Raw genomic sequence first — 18,658 nt, forward strand, 5'->3', positions numbered from 1 at the left:
CCTTCGGCAATGGCGAGACCATCACAATCGTCGATCATTTCAGGTCAAACGATTACGATTTGGAGAGAATTAGCTTTGCAGATGGCACCGTGTTCGACGTGGCCGATATTGCTGCGCGGCTGTGGGTCGGGACAGAAGGTGATGACACCATGGTCGGCCAGAGTGGCGCCAACACAATGCATGGCAATGGCGGCGCTGACAGTCTTTTTGGCGGAGCGGGGAATGACAGTCTCTATGGTGGCGCCGGTGATGACACGCTCAACGCCGGTGACGGCGACACTTACAGCTACGGCGGCACGGGTAACGATCACGTATATGGGAGCTTTGGCGATGACACCATGGATGGCGGAGATGGTTACGACACTCTAGACTTTACGTATTCCGCTGATGATGTCGCGATTGATCTTTACCTTGAGAGCGCCGTGTTTTCGGATGGCTTTACTGAGCAGATCCTCAACTTCGAGGCCGTCATTGCTGGAGCTGGTCACAACACGATTACCGGCAATGCTGACGACAATCTTCTGGATGGCGGTGATGGAAACGACACTATCGCGGGCGGTTTGGGCGCCGATACACTGACAGGCGGTTCTGGGGCCGACGTATTCGTCTTCTCGGATGATACGCTAAGCGCAGATCAAGTGACTGATTTTGACGAAGCTGAAGACTTGCTCGACATCTCCGCGTGGGGCGCAGCAAGCTTTGGCGATCTAACGGTCAGTTCAGTCGAGACAAGTACGTTGGGCATCTTCGATGTCGATGTTTCCTTCGGTGGGAATACGCTGCAGTTGCTGAACGTCTCGCAAGCGGATCTTCAAAACCTGTCAGGTGACGACTTTGTCTTCAGTTGAACGCCTTAATGATAGCGAAGAAGATCACAAAACAGAAGTACATGAAGACGGCGCCGAGAGCGCAAAACACAAAGATCGCAACGCTTGTGTCGAACCGTTCACCAACGAAGCCCATGACTTTGCCGACGCTGATCATGTATCCGAATAGAAGGACGGACGACAAAAAGGGGTGTTCAGATGCCCATCTCGTCATGTGTTGCTCCTTGAGTGGTTACCTGATACTTCGACGGCAGTTCCACGCCTTACCAAATTGTAGGCCGACTGGAGCATTCAGGAGGTTGTAGCCTCAACGGCGGCTGTTCAAGCCAGCACCAACATGGTGCTCACAACAGCAACCTTGAAGATGTCAGCAGCCCTTGTCCCTAAGGGCCTTATTTCGGGTGGTACAAAAGTCACCGGTTTTCTGCATCTATTTAGATTCAGTCTGTTTTCTAAAGGTAACTTTTACTAACTTATATGACACGAATAGGAGCAGCCCAATAAATAGAGCGCTTCCTAGTGCATACCCGAACGCCCCTGCATAATCGCCAGATTCCATACGAAGTCTTATGGGGTATGCAGCTCTAATGGTTAGAATTAACGATACCAGAGATATTAAAGCGGAACAAGTAAATGATAACAATCTCTTAAAGAAAATCATGTTTATTACTTTCGACCTTTACAATAGTCCAATCGTGGCAAGAGTTCTCTGCCATTCGCTCCAGAAGTGAGTGTTTTTTAGCCAAGTCAAACCCTTAACAATACTCCCTGCTGACGCTAGCTAACCCGACAAAACCGCCGTAAGCAGAGCGGATGCCGTACCAGCGAATATTAGGCAGTTACAGGACGGGGTTCAACAACCCAAGATGTGAAATCTTCCAACATTGATCACCAGAATTAAAACAAACCTTTCCGGGGTTACTCTTCGTCGCGGGAGGAGGGGTTTGGGGAAAGATTAACCAGGAACGGTGGTCAATACAAAGGAGGTCGACACGACGTTCAAGAAGCAACGCCGACGTATCGTTGACGAATATCTAACGGCATCTAGGCGAAACCTTTTCGTCTCGGGTGAGCTAATCGATTGGCTTTCAGAGAAACCCGAGAATGAAGCCTATGAAAGGTTCTTCGGGTAAGGCGGTGAAGAAGCAGCGCGGGAGCATCGGATCATGATGGCGCGTCAGATGGCCAGTGGCCTCAGGATCATGACCAAGGTCAGCGTCGCTCCAAAGCAGGCAAAGGCCTTGTCTATGGCTGTTCGCAGGTTTCCATCGATGGTCTCACCAGTTGCATGTCGCAAGGATGGATGTGGATATGAGACGTTTGATCCAGACGATGCGGCGATGGTTGCTGAGTTGCGCCGACAAGGCGGGCAGGCTTTGATGTCTTGGCGGGTTCGTGATCGAGGTATGGCGGGTCAGATGGGCGTCGACGCTTCGGCTATAGAAGAAGTCTCTGCGCAGATACAGTTAGACCGATCAAAGGCAATGTGACTGCCCCTACGGGGACAGAGATGCAGGTTCACATAACATGTTAGCTTTCGGCGTTCTTACATTTGCGGTTGTGGCTCAGTGCATATGGACCTTTACTTCAAGGTCACAGATCACAAGCGTCAAATCTGAAGCACAAAGTGACCCGCAGAAACCTCGTCATAGACCGGTGGGGCGGGGGCATGCCCAACTGGGAATATCGGTGAGGGCAGCGGTTTGAATGCGACGCTTTCTTTGAGGGCCCGTTGCGTCGGGTCGGCGATGGGAACACCGCTGAGCAGTGCGCGCGTGTAGCTGTGGCGCGGGTCTTCGAATATGGCCGCCCGAGGTCCGATTTCGACCAGTCGCCCGAGATACATTACGCCGACCCGGTGCGAGACCCGCTCGACCACCGCCATATCATGACTGATGAACAGGTAAGACAGCCCGAAATCCGCTTGCAGCTCCATCAAGAGGTTCAGGACCTGCGCCTGCACCGACACATCCAACGCCGATACGGCTTCGTCCGCGATGATGAGTTTTGGATTGACCGAAAGCGCTCGGGCAACGGCGACGCGTTGGCGTTGTCCGCCAGAAAGCTCATGCGGAAAGCGGCGCATGAAATTCCGCGGCAAGCCGACGCGATCAAACAGGGTGGCGATCCGGTCCTCGAGATCGGAGCCGGTTGCCAAGTCGAAATTCATCATCGGCTCGGCAACCTGCTTGCGCAGCCGCATGAAAGGGTTGAGCGAGGCAAACGGATCTTGAAACACCATCTGCATATTGCGCCGCGCCCGACGCAAATCGCGGGGATTGAGGCCTAGAATATCTTGCCCGTCCAGAACAACATCGCCAGCGGTCGGGTCCACCAACCGCAAGATCGAGCGTGCGGTGGTCGACTTGCCGCAGCCGGACTCCCCAACAAGGGCCAGCGTCTCGCCCGCGGCGAGATCGAAGGTCACGTCTTCAACAGCGTGCACATTTGACACGACGCGGCGGGTGAGGCCGCCCCGAATGGGGAATCGTGTGGTCAGCCCTTTGACCGAGAGGATCGGGCGATCTTCCCCGGGTGTATCAGCCCTGATCGGTGCGACAACAGGATCGGGCTGCCCGGGGATACGCAACGGTTCCGGCCCGGGCTTGCCCCGCATCTCACCCAGCTTGGGGACGGAGGCGAGGAGGGCTTTGGTATAATCGGCCTGTGGGTCCGTGAAGATCTGCTCAACCGGGCCTTCCTCGACAAGTTCGCCGTGGCGCATCACCACGACCCGGTCGGCGAGTTGTGCCACCACGGCCATGTCATGGGTGATGAACAAAACGGCCATGCCGGTTTCCCGCTTGAGCCGCTTGATCAGCCCCAGGATTTCCGCCTGGATCGTCACGTCGAGTGCCGTTGTCGGCTCATCCGCAATCAGAAGTTGCGGGCGGCAGGCCATGGCCATCGCAATCACGACGCGTTGGCGCATGCCGCCGGACAGCTCATGCGGATATTGCGTCAGCCGCCGCTCGGGTTCGGGCAGACGGACCTCTTTCAGAAGCTCTAGCGCGCGCGCCTCGGCCTCGCTGGCCGAAAGCTTGCGATGGCGGCGCAACCCGTCCGTCAACTGTCGGCCAATGGTGAAAATCGGGTTGAGCGCGGTCATCGGCTCTTGGAAAATCATCCCGATCTGATCGCCACGCAAGTCGACCATTTGTTCGGTCGGCAATTGGGCCAGATCAATGGGATCCTTCTCGTCAGGACGGAACCAGAGTTTGCCGGAGACGATTTTGCCGCCACCAAATTCTACCAAACGGAGGAGAGACAAGGAGGTGACTGATTTGCCCGATCCAGACTCGCCCACAACACACACCGTCTCCCCGGGCTGAACCGTGAAGCTGACATCTTTGACGCCGGTGATCGGCCCGGTTTCGCCTTGGAACTCGACGCGGAGGTTCTCAATCGACAGAAGCGGGGCGGCGGGTTGGGTCTGGTCGCGCATCCGGGTCACCGTACTCTGGGGTCGAGAACGTCGCGCAGGACGTCGCCGAGAAGGTTCAGGCCGAGGATTGTGATGGCCAGTGCCGCGCCCGGCACCAGCGCGGTCCAGGGCGCGATGTCGAGGAATTGCCGCGACGCCTGGATCATCAGGCCCCAGGAGGCCATCGGGGGCTGCGTCCCGAGCCCGAGGAAGGATAACGCGGCCTCAGCAAGCACCGCGAAGGCGAGGCTGATCGTGGCCTGGACAATGAGCGCGGGCATGATGTTGGGCAGGATATGGCGGATAATCATCGCGCCGTCCCGCGTTCCCGCAGCGCGGGCCGCCTCGACATAAGGCATCTGCACCACGCGCAGGGCTTCGCCGCGGACGATCCGAGCAAGGAAAGGCGTGAAGGCGATGCCGATTGCGATGATCGTATTCTGCAAATTGGGGCCGAGGATCGCCGAGATTGTCAGCGCCAAAAGCAACGCCGGAAAGCTGAGCAGCGCATCGATGATCCGCATCAGGACATTGTCGACCCGTCCGCCGAAATACCCGGAGATGATGCCGAGGGGCAGCCCCAAGACGATGGACATGCCCACCGCGAGCGCCGCGATGGTGAGCGACGTCTGGGCACCCAGCATCACCCGTGCAAACAGATCCCGCCCCAACTGATCGGTACCGAGCAGGTATTCGAAAGACGGTGGTTGCAGCCGGGCAGTCATCACCATCTGCGTGGCGCGTTCGGCCGGGATGAAAAGCGGCGCGAGCACGGCCACCGCAAGGACAATTGCGACGAGGGTGAAGCCGATCAGGGCCTTGGCAGAGAGAAACTTACGCATCGCCTCACTCCAACCGAATGCGCGGGTCAATCACGCGGTAGAGCAGATCGACGGCCAGATTGACCAGCATCACCACCGCCGCGATCACGAAGACCGTGCTTTGGATCAACGGGATGTCGCGGTTGAGAAGCGCCTGATACGTCAGCCAGCCCATGCCGGTGTAAGAAAACAGGCTCTCAATCACGATGATCGAGCCGAACAGATAGCCGATCTGCAACCCCGCCACCGTCATCACCGGTCCGATAGCATTGGGCAGCGCATAGCGCCAAACCACCGTGCGTTCTGGCAAACCCTTGGCCCGCGCAACGCGAATGAATTCCTGGTTCAAGATACCCATCATCGCCGACCGGGTCATGCGCGTCAGATGCGCCATCAATCCGAGCGCCAGGGCCAGCGACGGCAGAAGCGCGTGCCGGACAGCGCCGAAGAAGTCCTCGGTCGGGTCAACGAAGCCCGACGAGGGCAACCATCCAAGCGTGGCGGCAAACAGAAGGATCAGCATGATTCCGATGAAGAAATCCGGCATACTGAGTCCCAAGAGCGCGGTGGTCGAGGAAGTCGTGTCTTGCCACCGGTCGCGGTGCCGTGCGGCCCAAACGCCCAAGGGTATCGCGAGCGCCAGTGCGATCGCCATGGAGAGCAGAACGATCAGCCCGCTGGCCAGCACTTTCTGTTGTATGAGTGGCGCAATCGGTTCGCGGAACAGTAAGGACTCGCCCCAGTCTCCGGTTAGCATGCCGCCGATCCAACGGCCGTATTGCACAATCAACGGGTCGTTCAGCCCAAGCGACTCGCGCAAACCTGCGAGCGCCTCGGGGTTCGATTGCGTGCCCATGATCATCATCGCCACATCACCCGGCAGGATATTGGTGATCCCGAAGGTGACGATGGAGATGAGGAACAGGGTCAAAACGACCGACAGGAGCCGGTTGACGAGATAGACCATCAGAGGGGGACCGAAGGTTGGAGACAGGGAAAGCGGTGAGGCGGCGGGCCGCCTCACGCATGAAGCTCGTCAGCTCGCGAGCCAGACCTTGTGGAAATTGAGGTTGGACCCGTTGGGATGAACCACCGTGTCGAGCCCGCCGACCTCCGGCGCCGCACCAATCGTGCCGTTGCGATACCAGAGGATTACATCAAGCGCCTCGTCAAACAGGTGCTGCTGAATGCGGCGGTAGAGATCAAGGCGCGCGGCGGGATCGACTTCGCCCCGGGCTTGTTCGGTCAACTCGTCAATGAGCGGATCGCTGATGCTGCGATAGTTGAAGCCACCGGTGCTGTGGTAGAGGCTGTAGTACAGGCGATCCGGCTCCCAGATGGTGAAGAAGTTCATCATCGTCATCTCAAAGTCGCGATCCACCCAGACCTGGCTTAGCCAATCGGCCCAAGTGAGCTGTTCGATCGTCATGTTGACGCCCGCCGCGCGCGCCCATTCCGCGATGATCTGAGCGCTGTCGACATGGTAGGGATAGTTGGTGGTCACCTTGAATACCACGTTCAGCGTCCCCGGCGGATATCCGGCCTCTTCCAACAAGGCCTGCGCCTGCGCGATATCCTGCGCCCGCTGCGTCAGATCGCCGTTGCGCGTCGCATCGTTGGGGAAGCTTGGCGTTGGGGTGGTATCGCCTTGCGCCCAGAGCGCGCCTTGAAGCAATGCTTCTTTGTCGATCATCAGGTCAAAGGCCAGGCGGACCCGACGGTCTTGGAACAACTCCCGATCATGGTTGAAATTCAGGAAGTCGAAGTTCAGGGGTGCCCAGGTTACGACCTGAAGATCTGCGTCCCCTTCCACTTGCGCGACGCGTTCGGCCGGGATGTCATTGATGAAATGCAACTCCCCTGTCTGCAGCCCGGTCAGCCGCACGGTGGGTTCGGTGATCTCTCGAGCCAGAATGCCATCGAGATAGGCTGGGCCATCCCAGTACTCGTCAAAGCGCTCAAGTTCCACTTCATTGCCAAACTCTCGGCGCATGAAACGGAACGCGCCTGCGCCCGTTGGGGCGGTGCCTTGTGTGTCACCTGATCCGGCAGGCATGACCACACCGGCCCCATTCTCGGCAAGACGGGCCAGGAACGGTGCGTTCGGGCGTGACATGCGGATCACGACCGTCAGATCGTCCGGCGCTTCGAAGGCATCAACATCGTTGAACACTTCGAAATTGACCGCGCCGACCTCAGGGTCGCGGCAGCGCTCAAAGGAATAGATCACATCCTCGGCGGTCATCGTCGAGCCGTCATGGAATTTCACGCCATCGCGCAGGTTGAACGTATAGGTCAGCCCGTCTTCAGAGACCTCGAAGCTCTCGGCAAGCTGCGGCACCACTTCCATCTCCGAATTGATCGTCACGATGGAGTCGTGGATGTTTTGCAGCACCCGGGCGGTCGAGGCGGTGCCGGTCTGGTGCATATCGAGGTTCTGGGTGGTCTCCGAATGGCCCCAGATCAGCGTGCCGCCTGACACGGGCTCTTGCGCGCGAAGCGGGCCGGGTCCGAACCCAAATCCAAGCGCACCCGTGGCGATGATGCTGGTGGCGAGAAACTCCCTACGTTTCATGGTCTTTATCTCCTCTGTTGCCGCTGGATGCGTCCAGCGGTTGGATTGGCCGGGGGCTGCAAGCTTGGCCCCCGTGGCACATGCGCAGCGCCGGCATAGGACCGGCGGAACATTGGGTTAGCGCGCAAAGGTTGGGCGCCGCTCGGCGACGCCGAGCGCGGTTTCAAGCGCCATGCCGAAGTTCAGCAACGGCCCTTCCTCGAACAGCCGCCCCCAAAGCGAGATGCCCTGCGGCACCGTGAAAACCTGGCCGTCGACATCTTCCTCGCCAACACTCAGCTTGCCAGCGCCAAGGCTGGCTTTGCCGCGCGTTCCAAGCTCAAGAAATCCGGCGCGCAGATGCAAACAGGGGTGCCCGGTGAAGTTCGACGCAACCAGCATCGGGCCGGTCATGAACGGTCCAACCAACACGTCGATCTCATTGAAGAGGCCGTCGAGCGCCTTCATCACGCGTAAGCGGAGCCGGTCGAGTTGAACATGATCGACCGCAGACAAGAAGCGCGCCTTTCGGAACGTGTTGGGCCAGGCCCCGTCATCCTGCCAGGTCAGCGTATCGTCGGTGTTCTCTAGCGTCAGTTCCTCAAAGGCCGCCGCAGCCTCAGCATAAAGGATGTTGATCAGGGCCCCATAAGGCAGGTCCGGCAAGCTGACCTCGCGCAGATCAACGCCGAGATCACGCACGGCCTCAAGAGCGGCCCGATCGACCTCGGTTGCGCCGTCTTCGAACGCGTCGGGTAGATAGCCGACGCGAAGGTCTTTCCACGAGGCATTGGCGTCGAAATGGAATGGTGCCTCGATAGAGGAGGGATCGCCAATATCGCTGCCATTGATCGCGTCAAGGACCATGGCCGTGTCTTCGACCGAGCGGCAGATTGGGCCGACCTTGTCGAGTGTCCAACAGAGCGCCATGCCGCCGGTGCGCGCGACCCGCCCGAAGGTCGGGCGTAGGCCCGTCGTCCCGCAGCGCTGAGAGGGTGATGTGATCGAGCCAAGCGTCTCGGTTCCGATAGCAAAAGCACAGAGCCCTGCCGCCGTGGCCGACGCGGACCCGGCGGAAGATCCGCTTGAGCCTTCATTCAAGTTCCACGGATTGCGCGTCACCCCACCATACCAAATATCGTTATAAGCCAGCGCGCCGACGGTGGTTTTCCCAAGCAGAACCGCACCGGCGGCATGCAGGCGCTGCACGATCACAGCATCATTTTCGGGGATTCGGTTCTGGAACGGTTCTGCACCCCAGCCCGTGACAATGCTTTGCGTGTCGAAAAGGTCTTTCAGGCCGTAAGGAATGCCATGCAGCGGGCCGAGCCATTCTCCCGCACCAAGGAGACTGTCCGCCGCATCAGCTTCGGTGAGCGCGAGGTCGGGCGTCACCGTGGCGAAACACTCAAGGTCCTGGTTCCGCGCTTCGATACGGGCCAGATAAATCTCGGTGAGCCGCCGACTGGTCAGCTTGCCCTGCCGAAGCCACGCGGAAAGCTGCGTCATCGGCGCAAAAGCAATATCTTCGTCATCATCTGGCAGTGGCCCGCCATCGGTGTCGGAGAATTGCGCCTTCCCCGCGGATGTCGGCATCACGAACTGCGGCAGGCGCGGGTCAAAGCGGCTTGCCATCGGCTCATCATTCTCAAGCCGCACAGCCCGCCGCATCTGGGCCGACGCAATCTGCCCTTCCAGGTTTTCCAGCATCTGCTGACGCTCCTGGGGCGTGTAGCTTAGCCCGGCAAGCCGTTCGGCGCCTTCTATGTCCGCGAGAGTGAGTGAAGCCGACATCGTTCCGAAGCCCCTATCGTGCCAATTTTCCGAATCCTTATCTTGTGCAACTATGTTTTTGGCTAATAAATCAATTGTCAACACTGCTATCAGGTATAAAAACCGTATTAAAACTATGATTTTTGGATCAGCTTCTTTTATTATCAGCCAGAGTCGCGCTCTGCCCTGTTTTGCGGCGGTCTGTTATCTGACAGTCGCAGGGGCCATGATGCGGCGGCGGATTCTGCGTGAGAAGCGTCATGCCCTCGCGTTTGCGAGATTGCTGGGAGGATGTGCGGAACGATGACCCAGACAGCCCCGCGCGTGCGCGCATATAATATCGAAACACCCGACCGTTTGCTTGACGCCGCCGAACGGCTTTTCGCCAAGCAGAATTATCAGATCGTCACTTTGAAAGAGATCGCCGCCGAGGCTGGCGCGAATGTTGGTCAGATTGCCTACCATTTCGGTAAGAAAGAGACGCTGGTCCGGGAGACCATTCAGCGCCGCGCAAGCGAGCTCAATCGCGAGCGGATTGTCCTCCTGGAGCAGTACGAAGAGTTGGTTGGGCGGAACAATGTCGAGGTTGAACCTCTCGTCCGCGCGCTTATCCTGCCGTATTACAACAAGCTTGATGGCGAAAACGAACAGTGGCGCCACTTTGCCACTTTCGTTGGGCGCTCGGTCTGGGACGGCACGCTGTCCAGCTATATGAGCGAGAGTTTCGACAATGTGGCCAAGCTCTATATCGACGCTTTTATGCGGGCCCTGCCAGAGCTTGAACATAGCGACGCCATTCGAGGTTTTCATTTTTTGATGGCGATCATGCACGCGGCAACCGTGCAGGACGCGCGCGTCGAGGGCCTTCTCGGCATGGCCGGAAGTGACCTGTCTTGGGCGGTCTATAAGGAGATTGTCGTTCCTTATATCAGTGCAGGTTTCAAGGCGATCGCGGCGACCTCCGCTCCATAGATCATCCCGGTCAGATTATGATTGTGCGGCTTTCATAAAGGCCCCGCCGGCAATGCTTGTTACGCGCAAGCGGGGTGCCGGGCGGACGTGTTTGTTCGCAAGCTTTGGAATGCGGGATGACCTCTCATGTGGTCGAAACATTGTGACCCTGTCGCGGTCAGACACATCACCTGACCGATGCGATCAAACGAGATTGTGTTCGAGGTTGTGCTTGAGGTTGTGGCTGCGGCGGCGCTCTGCGGTTAGAACCGGAGCAAACGAAAGCAACCCTGAGAAACCAGGAAGACCGAATGAGATATGTTTCCAAGCTGGCGGCCCTGGCGGTGAGCGCGGCTATGTTGCCCCTGGCAGCCATGGCCGACACGGCGGATGGCGATGCGCTGAACGCTGTGACATGGGATGAAATCGTCGAATTGGCCCGGGGTGGGGAGGTCAACTGGTTCCTCTGGGGCGGGTCGGATGACATCAACCGATATGTGATCGAATATATCGGCGGGCGGCTGATGGATGAATACGGCATCACGTTGAACCGGGTCGGCCTCAGCGATACGGCGGAGGCGGTCAACCTGGTCCTGAGCGAGCGCGAAGCCGGTGTGATGGATGCAGGCTCCGTCGACATGATTTGGATCAACGGCGAGAATTTCCGCACCATGATGCAGGGAGATTTGGTCTATTGCGGATATACCGATCTTCTGCCGAACAACGCTTTGATCGACTGGAGCAATCCGGCGATTGCCAATGATTTCGGTGTGCCGGTCGACGGCTGCGAAGTGCCTTGGTCAACCGCGCAATTTGCCTTCGCCTACAACACGGCGCTCCATGACGCACCGCCAACCTCGATCCCGGATTTGTTGGACTGGATCGTGGCCAATCCTGGTCAGTTCACCTATTCCGCACCGCCCGATTTCAACGGATCGGTGTTTGTCCGGCATGTGTTCTATCATGCTGCAGGCGGCGTCGAGAACCTGCTGGGAGAGTTTGATCAGGACCGTTTTGACGGCGCCGCAGCCGCGACTTGGCAGATCTTGAACGATATCGAGCCCTATCTTTGGCGTGAAGGCGCGACCTATCCAACGTCGATCACGGCGCTGGAACAGCTGTATGCCAATCAGGAAGTCGGTTTGGTGTTCAACTATGAACCCGCCAGCGTCGGCATCAATATCGAAAACGGCATCTTTCCACCAACGACCCAAGGCTATGCCATGACGGATGGCACAATCGGCAACACCAACTACACGCTGATCCCATTCAATTCGCCCAATAAAGCCGCCGCTTTGGTGCTGCAAAACCTGCTTCTCTCGGCTGAGGCGCAGGTTCACAAGGCAAGGCCGGATGTTTGGGGGGCACAACCGGGGATCGATATGACCCGCGTGGATGGAGAGGTGCGGGCGGTTTTTGACTCAATCGCGCGCCATCCAAACGTTGTGCCCGCCGAAGACTTGGCCGCGACCGCATTGCCGGAACTGCAGGCCTCCTGGATTTCTGCGATTGAGCAGGGTTGGATCGACAACGTTGGCAATTGAGCCGATGATCGCGGGGGCCATCTCGGCCCGGCGCGAGATGGTTTTGCATCCCATTTGGGGCGAGGCCCGCTTTGTCTGACCGTCTGAAGATTTTCTTGCTGTTGCTGCCGGCGCTCTTGGTGATTGTGGGGCTGTTCTTTGGCGGCCTCTTGATCGGCCTGATGCGCAGCTTCAACTACATGCCGGTGATTGGGCTGACGGAGCCGAACTTGCAGGCCTACGCCGCAATTTTCACGGAGGAGGAGTTCTATTACTCCTTCCTGCTAAGCTTCCATATCTCTTTCACCTCCACGGTGATCTCTTGCATCCTTGCCGTCGGCGCCGCGTTGCTGCTGCGGCGCGCCTTCATTGGTCGTGCCATTATCAACTTCCTGTTTCAGTTGAACTTGACCGTGCCGCATTTGGTCGGCGCCATCGGCATTCTCTACCTGTTTTCGCAATCGGGCAGCTTTGCGCGCTTGGCAGCCGAGTTCGGCATGATCGCGCGGCCCGCCGATTTTCCCGCGCTGGTCTTCGACCCCTACGCCATCGGGATCATCCTGCAATATGTCTGGAAAGAGGTGCCGTTTATCGGGGTGATCGTCCTGGCAAACATGCAGGCCATGGGGGAGGACTATGAAAGTGTCGCCCGGTCTTTGGGCGCATCAAAATGGCAGAGCTTTCGCTATGTCCTGCTGCCATTGATCTTTCCGGGCCTTCTGTCAGCCTCGGTGATCGTCTTTGCCTTCACCTTTGGGGCCTATGAAATCCCGGCGCTGCTTGGCGCGAATTACCCCGCAGCGCTGCCGGTGCTTGCGTATCGCAAATACACCGATGTCGATTTGGCGGCGCGCCCTGAGGCCATGGCGTTGGCCATTCTGATCGCGGTGATGAGCGCGGTGATGATCTATATCTACATCCGCTATGCGCGCCGACGGGTGAGGGGGGTGAGATGATCGGGCAAGACGGTCTCTGGACCAAAACCTTCCGCTATCTCACGTGCCTGGTTCTTGTGATCTGGCTGGTGTTGCCGCTTATCCCTTTGGCGATTTGGTCCTTCGCCCGGGGCTGGTTCTTTCCGGACATTCTGCCCCGCGTTTGGACCTTAGACGCGTGGGACTACGCCATGTCTGACACATCTGGCGTGTTAGATAGCCTCTGGCTGACCATCGGCATCTCGCTCGCGGCCACCGCGCTCTCGATCTTGATCGGCGTACCAGCGGGCCGGGCGCTTGGTATGCATAAATTCAGGGGCAAGGAGGTTGTCGAAATGATGATCCTTGCGCCCATGATCGTGCCAGGTATTGCGGTGGCTTTGGGCATTCATTCGGTGTTTATCTGGCTTGGGCTGACCAACACGGTGCAGGGTGTAATCCTGGTCCACCTGATCCCGACGCTGCCTTACATGACCCTCGTCATGGCTGGCATTTTCTCGAATTATGATCCCGCGTTTGAGGCGCAGGCGCGCAGCCTCGGAGCCTCCCCACTCAAGACATTCTGGTATGTGACACTCCCGGCGATCTTGCCCGGCATTATTGTCGGTGGCCTTTTCGCGTTTCTGGTCTCCTGGAGCCAATACATCCTCACCTTGCTGATCGGCGGCGGGCGGGTCGTGACCCTGCCGCTCCTGCTGTTCAACTTCGCGACCTCTGGGCGCAATGACATCACCGGCGCCATCGGCATGATCTACATTCTGCCTGGCATCCTCATTCTCCTTCTCACCGCCAAGCAGCTTTCGGGCCGGAGTGCCGCGGTTGGAGGCTTCGGACGTCTATGACGCATGTCTCTATCCAACATCTGACCAAACTCTATCCCGGCGGCGATCACCCGGCCCTCGACCGGTTGAGCCTTGAGATCGAGAGTGGCGTGCTGACCGCGCTGCTCGGGCCATCGGGCTGTGGCAAGACCACGACGATGAAGATCATCGCGGGACTTTTAGAGCCAAGCTCGGGTGATGTGCGATTTGATGGCCGCTCGATCTTACGGGAAAAGCCCGAAAACCGGGGCGCCGTGATGGTGTTTCAGAACCATCTGCTGTTTCCCTATATGAGCGTGGCGGAGAATGTCGGATTCGGTCTCAAGATGCGCAAAACCAACTCCGCCGAGATCAAACGACGCGTTGGAGAGATGCTTGATCTGGTCCGCCTCCCCGATCTGGGTGAGCGCAAGCCAAGCGCGCTTTCCGGCGGGCAACAACAACGGGTTGCGCTCGCCCGCGCGCTGATTGTGCAGCCGGAGGTTTTGCTGCTGGATGAACCGCTTTCGAACCTCGACACGCATCTGCGGTTTGAAATGCGCGATCTGATCCGATCTTTGCAGCAAGAGACCGGGATCACCACGATCTTCGTAACCCATGATCAGGAAGATGCCGTCGTGCTGGCGGACCGTGTCGCGCTGATCCTTGATGGGCAGATGAAGCAGTACGACACGGCCGATGCGTTCTACAAACGCCCTGCGGATGAGGCGACGGCGCGGTTTTTCGGCGGGCGCAACTTCGTCTCGGGCACCTCTGCGGATGGTGTTTTCGACAGCGCCTTGGGACGGTTGGTTTTGTCGGCTAGGGCCGCAACGGGGCAGGGCATGCTGACCTTCCGACCCGAAAATGTGCGCTTGGGGCACGCACCGAGCGGTCAAAACAACCTAACCGCCGATCTGATCGAGGTCATCTATCTGGGCACCCAAACCCGCCTGAAACTCAGCGTTGGTGATATGCTGATCGAGGCAATCGTGAACCCAACAGAAGCGGAGGGATACCGCGTTGGTGCGCTGGTGCCCATCCACCTTCCAAACGAGACGCTCTGGGTGATTTCATAAGATCGCGGTGCCGCATGCCCCGATATGTCTCAAGTTGCCAGTCGACTGCGTTCGACCGCTGTCTGCACCGCCATCCGAAACAGAGCATAGACTGGCACCTCCGGCGCATCCGGGCGCACCATTAGGCCGACCGGCCCATCTGTCATCGCCGTGTCGATCGGAAGCCGGACAAGCGTGCCATCCGCGGTTTCGTTGGCCACAACACCGCTCGATATCACCCAAATCGCATCGGATTGCCGCGTATAGACGCGACCGAAGGTGCTTGAAACGGTCTCGATCCGGTTCGGCGGCTCGGTTAGCCCATGGGCGATCAAAAACCGCTCCACCATCGGTCTTATCGCGGATCCTGCCGGTGGATAGATCAACTGCCATTCACCAATCCGGTGCAGGTCCGGCGCCGCCAAGAGCGGATGACCGGCGCGCACGACAAAATCCACCTGTTCCATATAGAGTTGTGTGAACGAGATGCCTTGCATCGTGTCCGGCTGCCCAAGCCGCCCGATCACCACATCGAGTTCGCCCAAGCGCAATCGCTCAATCAGATAGCCATGCGGCCCATCCAGCATTTGGAGCATGGCGTCCGGTGCCAAGGCCGAGAACTCGGCGACGACCTCCGGCATCATCGAGGCAGCCACACTGGGGAGTGATCCGACGCGAAGCCGTGTCTTGACCTGCTGCCGCGCGGTTTCGATGCCGCGCACGCCCTGCTGCAGATTGGCGAGCGACATTTGCGCAAAATGCAGAAACACTTCGCCCTGTTTCGTCAGCGTGACGCCAGATCTGCTGCGCTGCATAAGCTTGGCGTCGACGATGTCTTCCAATTCTTTCAAGGTCTTCGAAATCGCCGGTTGTGTGAGATACAGCTTTTCAGCCGCTCGTTTTAAACTCCCCTCCCGGGCGATTTCGACAAAGCATTGAATGTGACGGAATTTAACGCGCCGCTCGAATATGGTTTCTTTTTTGGGCATCTATCGTATAGTAATTCTCATTTTTGTTATCGGTTTTAACAAGATAACGTTGCCGTGTGGAGGGGTTTATGAAGACACAGGTGGCGATCGTTGGCGGGGGACCTTCGGGGCTGCTGCTTGGGCAGTTGTTACAGACGCGCGGCATCGACAGCATCGTTTTGGAGCGAAGAACCAAGGACTATGTTCTAGGTAGGATCCGCGCGGGGGTGTTGGAAGTTGGGGCGGTGAACCTGCTGCGCCAAGCCGGTGTCGGCGACCGCATGGACCGTGAGGGCATCCTCCATGACGGCACAATCATCTCCTACGGCGATGAGATATTCGGTATCAATTTCAAAGAACACACCAATACCGGGGTTATGGTCTATGGCCAGACCGAATTGACGCGCGACCTTTATGATGCGCGTGAGGCCACCGGTGGACGGATCATCTACGACGTCGAGGATGTGCAGATTTGCGATGCGAAGTCAGAGGCGCCTTACGTCACCTACACGGTCGATGGCGTCGCGCAGCGGATCACTTGTGACTTTGTCGCGGGATGTGACGGATTTCATGGAGTCAGTCGCAAAACCATCCCCGATGATGTGCGCGTTGAGTATGAGAAAGTCTATCCGTTCGGATGGCTTGGTATTCTGTCAGAAACGCCGCCTGTTGCGGATGAATTGATCTATGCCAGTTCTGAGCGTGGTTTCGCACTCTGTTCCATGCGAACCCCTGTGTTGAGCCGCTATTACATCCAGTGCTCTTTACAAGACACCGTTGAAGATTGGTCGGATGAAGCTTTCTGGTCAGAGCTGAAGCGCCGCCTTCCCAAAAATGTGGCCGACAAGCTGATCACCGGGCCATCGATAGAGAAATCCATCGCGCCCTTGCGCTCTTTCGTGACGGAGCCGATGCAGTGGGGGCGGCTGTTTCTCTGCGGGGATGCGGCGCATATCGTGCCGCCGACTGGGGCCAAGGGCTTGAACACCGCCGCCTCCGATATCTACTATCTCTTCAATGGTCTGGCTGAGTATTATCAAGACGGCGCGACCGCTGGGCTTGATGCGTATTCGGAAAAAGCCCTTGCGCGGGTTTGGAAGGCGGAGCGATTTAGCTGGTGGATGACCAATCTTTTGCACCGCTTCCCCGATGAGAACCAGTTCGATCAGAAGATGCAGGCGGCGGAGATCGCATTTCTGCGCACCAACCGCGCCGCGCAGAGCGTTCTGGCGCAAAACTATGTTGGGTTGCCATACTGATGCCAGATCGAAAACAGACAGGGATGGAGATCCGCCGTGCCGTTTTGGGCGATGCCCATGTGGACCGCGCCGAGGCCGCAACAACAGAGTTCGATGCGCCGTTCCAAGCTCTGATCACCGAGATGGCTTGGGGCAATCTATGGGCGGGTGACGGGATCACGTTGCGCGAACGGTCTATGGTGACACTTGCCTTGCTCGCCGCTTTGGGGAACTTTGAGGAAATCCCAATGCATATTCGCGCCACGGCCCGCACCGGTGCAAGCAAACGCGATGTTTTGGAGGTGTTTCAGCATGTGGCCGTCTATGCCGGCGTGCCGCGCGCCAATCAGGCGCTGAAACTGGCCAAAGAGACCTATGTTGAGATGGAAGCGGACGAGGCAACCTCGACCAATCAGCCGGAAGGGGCGTAACATGCCGGGCTATCCAGAACTCTACCAACGAGATCGCGAGCGCCATCCCCCCGCATTGACCCGCGGCTATAAAACATCCGTGGCCCGGTCGCCGCAGAATGCGCTGATCAGTTTGGAAAACACCGCAAGCGAACTGACCGGCCCGCGTTTTGGCCATAATGACATCGACCCAATCGACAGTGATCTCCTGGCAAACTTCGTTCAGCCGGGGGAAAGCCCAATCGGTGAGCGGATTTTGTTGCATGGCCGGGTGCTGGACGAAAACGCGCGGCCGGTGCCAAACACCTTGGTCGAGATTTGGCAGGCCAATGCCGGCGGGCGGTATCGACATAAGAAAGATACCTATCTTGCGCCAATCGACCCGAATTTTGGCGGCTGCGGCCGGACGCTTACGGATGCCGACGGGGCGTATGTGTTTCGCACCGTGAAGCCGGGGGCCTATCCCTGGCGCAACTGGGTCAACAACTGGCGCCCCGCGCATATTCATATCTCGGTTTTTGGCTGGGCCTTCGCGCAGCGTCTGATCACGCAATGCTATTTCGAAGGCGATCCGCTGATTGCCAAATGCCCGATCGTGAACACGATCCCCGATCCCGACGCCATTGACCAATTGGTGGCCGCGCTTGACCTGAACGCCACAATCCCGCTCGACACGATTGCCTATAAATTCGACATCGTCCTGCGCGGCGCGCGCTCGACCCTGTTCGAAAACCGGTTGGAGGGGAACTGATGCCGCAGAAGCTTGGGTATCTCAAAGAAACCGCCTCTCAGACAGCCGGGCCATATGTGCATATCGGCTTGGCACCAGGCGCGGCGGGCTTTGAGATCTACGATCAAGAGCTGGGGTGGGACATCGCTGGACCGCATGCCAAGGGCGAACGTATTCGCGTCGAAGGGGTGGTCATCGACGGGATCGGAAGCCCGATCAAAGATGTGCTGCTCGAGGCTTGGCAGGCAAATGCTGCCGGAATTTATCCGCACCCGGATCGCGCCGGTGAGATCGAGGAAGGTTTCCGAGGCTGGGGGCGCGTGATCACCGATTTTGACAGCGGCGAATGGGGCTTTGATACGGTTAAACCCGGCCCGGTCATGGGCCGAAACGGCCAGATGATGGCGCCGCATATCAATCTTTGGATTGTGGCCCGTGGGATAAATCTGGGCCTCAACACGCGGCTCTATTTTTCAGATGAAGCCGAAGCCAATGCGCAGGATCCGATCCTCAACGGGATCGAGTGGGAGCGCCGCCGCGATACGCTTATCGCCGCGCGGGCGGAAAGGGACGGCCAAGCCGTCTACCGTTTCGACATCCGGCTGCAAGGGGAGGCCGAAACGGTCTTTTTTGATATTTAGGCGCG

18 protein-coding genes are annotated in these 18,658 nt (G+C 58.2%); 11 read left to right on the forward strand and 7 right to left on the reverse strand.

Annotated features, from left to right (window positions below):
- On the forward strand, positions 1-848 hold an 848-nt coding region (locus tag GTF44_RS07055; protein ID WP_301270804.1), incomplete at its 5' end, for a calcium-binding protein.
- Here GTF44_RS07055 and GTF44_RS07060 read toward each other — a convergent pair.
- Entirely contained in the window at positions 841-1,041 is a 201-nt protein-coding gene (locus GTF44_RS07060; protein WP_171560294.1) for a hypothetical protein, read from the reverse strand. The genes GTF44_RS07055 and GTF44_RS07060 overlap by 8 nt on opposite strands.
- Before the next feature lie 952 nt (positions 1,042-1,993).
- On the opposite strand from GTF44_RS07060, the gene GTF44_RS07065 reads away from it, so the two are divergent.
- Positions 1,994-2,317: a hypothetical protein gene (locus tag GTF44_RS07065; RefSeq protein ID WP_171560297.1), complete on the forward strand. Its 324-nt coding sequence runs from the start codon at positions 1,994-1,996 to the stop codon at positions 2,315-2,317.
- A gap of 119 nt (positions 2,318-2,436) precedes the next feature.
- Here the strand turns inward: GTF44_RS07065 and GTF44_RS07070 are convergent, their stop codons facing one another.
- From GTF44_RS07070 to GTF44_RS07090, 5 genes are all read right to left on the reverse strand, one after another.
- Positions 2,437-4,272, reverse strand: a complete 1,836-nt coding sequence (locus GTF44_RS07070) for an ABC transporter ATP-binding protein (RefSeq protein ID WP_171560299.1) — start codon at positions 4,270-4,272, stop codon at positions 2,437-2,439.
- Between the two features lie 5 nt (positions 4,273-4,277).
- The gene (locus tag GTF44_RS07075; protein ID WP_145209901.1) at positions 4,278-5,093 is read right to left on the reverse strand and encodes an ABC transporter permease; all 816 of its coding nucleotides are present in this window, start codon (positions 5,091-5,093) and stop codon (positions 4,278-4,280) included.
- Positions 5,094-5,097: 4 nt separating this feature from the next.
- Positions 5,098-6,039 carry an ABC transporter permease gene (locus GTF44_RS07080; protein ID WP_171560302.1) on the reverse strand — a complete coding sequence of 314 codons (942 nt, stop codon included), beginning with the start codon at positions 6,037-6,039 and terminating at the stop codon, positions 5,098-5,100.
- Between the two features lie 69 nt (positions 6,040-6,108).
- Entirely contained in the window at positions 6,109-7,647 is a 1,539-nt protein-coding gene (locus GTF44_RS07085) for an ABC transporter substrate-binding protein (RefSeq protein ID WP_171560305.1), read from the reverse strand.
- Between the two features lie 117 nt (positions 7,648-7,764).
- Positions 7,765-9,420: an amidase gene (locus GTF44_RS07090; protein ID WP_171560308.1), complete on the reverse strand. Its 1,656-nt coding sequence runs from the start codon at positions 9,418-9,420 to the stop codon at positions 7,765-7,767.
- Between the two features lie 282 nt (positions 9,421-9,702).
- On the opposite strand from GTF44_RS07090, the gene GTF44_RS07095 reads away from it, so the two are divergent.
- From GTF44_RS07095 to GTF44_RS07115, 5 genes are all read left to right on the forward strand, one after another.
- Positions 9,703-10,371 carry a TetR/AcrR family transcriptional regulator gene (locus GTF44_RS07095; RefSeq protein WP_171560310.1) on the forward strand — a complete coding sequence of 223 codons (669 nt, stop codon included), beginning with the start codon at positions 9,703-9,705 and terminating at the stop codon, positions 10,369-10,371.
- Positions 10,372-10,661: 290 nt separating this feature from the next.
- On the forward strand, positions 10,662-11,894 hold the full coding sequence (locus GTF44_RS07100) for an ABC transporter substrate-binding protein (protein WP_171560313.1): 1,233 nt from the start codon (positions 10,662-10,664) through the stop codon (positions 11,892-11,894).
- Between the two features lie 71 nt (positions 11,895-11,965).
- Positions 11,966-12,829 (forward strand): ABC transporter permease, encoded by an 864-nt coding sequence (locus GTF44_RS07105; protein WP_145209881.1) that lies wholly within the window; start codon positions 11,966-11,968, stop codon positions 12,827-12,829.
- Entirely contained in the window at positions 12,826-13,650 is an 825-nt protein-coding gene (locus GTF44_RS07110; protein ID WP_171560316.1) for an ABC transporter permease, read from the forward strand. The genes GTF44_RS07105 and GTF44_RS07110 overlap by 4 nt, the downstream gene beginning before the upstream one ends.
- The gene (locus tag GTF44_RS07115; RefSeq protein ID WP_171560318.1) at positions 13,647-14,687 is read left to right on the forward strand and encodes an ABC transporter ATP-binding protein; all 1,041 of its coding nucleotides are present in this window, start codon (positions 13,647-13,649) and stop codon (positions 14,685-14,687) included. The genes GTF44_RS07110 and GTF44_RS07115 overlap by 4 nt, the downstream gene beginning before the upstream one ends.
- A 29-nt stretch (positions 14,688-14,716) precedes the next feature.
- Here GTF44_RS07115 and pcaQ read toward each other — a convergent pair whose 3' ends face one another.
- The gene (gene pcaQ, locus GTF44_RS07120; RefSeq protein ID WP_216365005.1) at positions 14,717-15,655 is read right to left on the reverse strand and encodes a pca operon transcription factor PcaQ; all 939 of its coding nucleotides are present in this window, start codon (positions 15,653-15,655) and stop codon (positions 14,717-14,719) included.
- Between the two features lie 68 nt (positions 15,656-15,723).
- On the opposite strand from pcaQ, the gene pobA reads away from it, so the two are divergent.
- Genes pobA through pcaG form a run of 4 tightly spaced genes read left to right on the forward strand, consistent with a single transcriptional unit; the run spans position 15,724 to position 18,653 of the window.
- Complete coding sequence (gene pobA, locus GTF44_RS07125; protein WP_171560320.1) at positions 15,724-16,893, forward strand: 4-hydroxybenzoate 3-monooxygenase; 1,170 nt, start codon at positions 15,724-15,726, stop codon at positions 16,891-16,893.
- Positions 16,893-17,303: a 4-carboxymuconolactone decarboxylase gene (gene pcaC / locus GTF44_RS07130; RefSeq protein ID WP_171560322.1), complete on the forward strand. Its 411-nt coding sequence runs from the start codon at positions 16,893-16,895 to the stop codon at positions 17,301-17,303. The genes pobA and pcaC overlap by 1 nt, the downstream gene beginning before the upstream one ends.
- Before the next feature lies 1 nt (position 17,304).
- Positions 17,305-18,033, forward strand: coding sequence for a protocatechuate 3,4-dioxygenase subunit beta (gene pcaH, locus GTF44_RS07135; protein WP_216365006.1), 729 nt, complete (start codon positions 17,305-17,307; stop codon positions 18,031-18,033).
- Positions 18,033-18,653 (forward strand): protocatechuate 3,4-dioxygenase subunit alpha, encoded by a 621-nt coding sequence (gene pcaG / locus GTF44_RS07140; RefSeq protein ID WP_171560326.1) that lies wholly within the window; start codon positions 18,033-18,035, stop codon positions 18,651-18,653. The genes pcaH and pcaG overlap by 1 nt, the downstream gene beginning before the upstream one ends.
- Positions 18,654-18,658 lie beyond the last annotated feature (5 nt).

The organism is Roseobacter sp. HKCCD6576-2 (assembly GCF_013179285.1).
GTDB lineage: Bacteria > Pseudomonadota > Alphaproteobacteria > Rhodobacterales > Rhodobacteraceae > Rhodophyticola > Rhodophyticola oceani.

Excerpts from the sequence above, each read along its gene's own strand:
- GTF44_RS07060 (WP_171560294.1), bottom strand. The coding sequence starts at position 1,041 with ATGACGAGATGGGCATCTGAACACCCCTTTTTGTCGTCCGTCCTTCTA.
- GTF44_RS07065 (WP_171560297.1), top strand. The coding sequence starts at position 1,994 with ATGATGGCGCGTCAGATGGCCAGTGGCCTCAGGATCATGACCAAGGTC.
- GTF44_RS07070 (WP_171560299.1), bottom strand. The coding sequence starts at position 4,272 with ATGCGCGACCAGACCCAACCCGCCGCCCCGCTTCTGTCGATTGAGAAC.
- GTF44_RS07075 (WP_145209901.1), bottom strand. The coding sequence starts at position 5,093 with ATGCGTAAGTTTCTCTCTGCCAAGGCCCTGATCGGCTTCACCCTCGTC.
- GTF44_RS07080 (WP_171560302.1), bottom strand. The coding sequence starts at position 6,039 with ATGGTCTATCTCGTCAACCGGCTCCTGTCGGTCGTTTTGACCCTGTTC.
- GTF44_RS07085 (WP_171560305.1), bottom strand. The coding sequence starts at position 7,647 with ATGAAACGTAGGGAGTTTCTCGCCACCAGCATCATCGCCACGGGTGCG.
- GTF44_RS07090 (WP_171560308.1), bottom strand. The coding sequence starts at position 9,420 with ATGTCGGCTTCACTCACTCTCGCGGACATAGAAGGCGCCGAACGGCTT.
- GTF44_RS07095 (WP_171560310.1), top strand. The coding sequence starts at position 9,703 with ATGACCCAGACAGCCCCGCGCGTGCGCGCATATAATATCGAAACACCC.
- GTF44_RS07100 (WP_171560313.1), top strand. The coding sequence starts at position 10,662 with ATGAGATATGTTTCCAAGCTGGCGGCCCTGGCGGTGAGCGCGGCTATG.
- GTF44_RS07110 (WP_171560316.1), top strand. The coding sequence starts at position 12,826 with ATGATCGGGCAAGACGGTCTCTGGACCAAAACCTTCCGCTATCTCACG.
- GTF44_RS07115 (WP_171560318.1), top strand. The coding sequence starts at position 13,647 with ATGACGCATGTCTCTATCCAACATCTGACCAAACTCTATCCCGGCGGC.
- pcaQ (WP_216365005.1), bottom strand. The coding sequence starts at position 15,655 with ATGCCCAAAAAAGAAACCATATTCGAGCGGCGCGTTAAATTCCGTCAC.
- pobA (WP_171560320.1), top strand. The coding sequence starts at position 15,724 with ATGAAGACACAGGTGGCGATCGTTGGCGGGGGACCTTCGGGGCTGCTG.
- pcaC (WP_171560322.1), top strand. The coding sequence starts at position 16,893 with ATGCCAGATCGAAAACAGACAGGGATGGAGATCCGCCGTGCCGTTTTG.
- pcaH (WP_216365006.1), top strand. The coding sequence starts at position 17,305 with ATGCCGGGCTATCCAGAACTCTACCAACGAGATCGCGAGCGCCATCCC.
- pcaG (WP_171560326.1), top strand. The coding sequence starts at position 18,033 with ATGCCGCAGAAGCTTGGGTATCTCAAAGAAACCGCCTCTCAGACAGCC.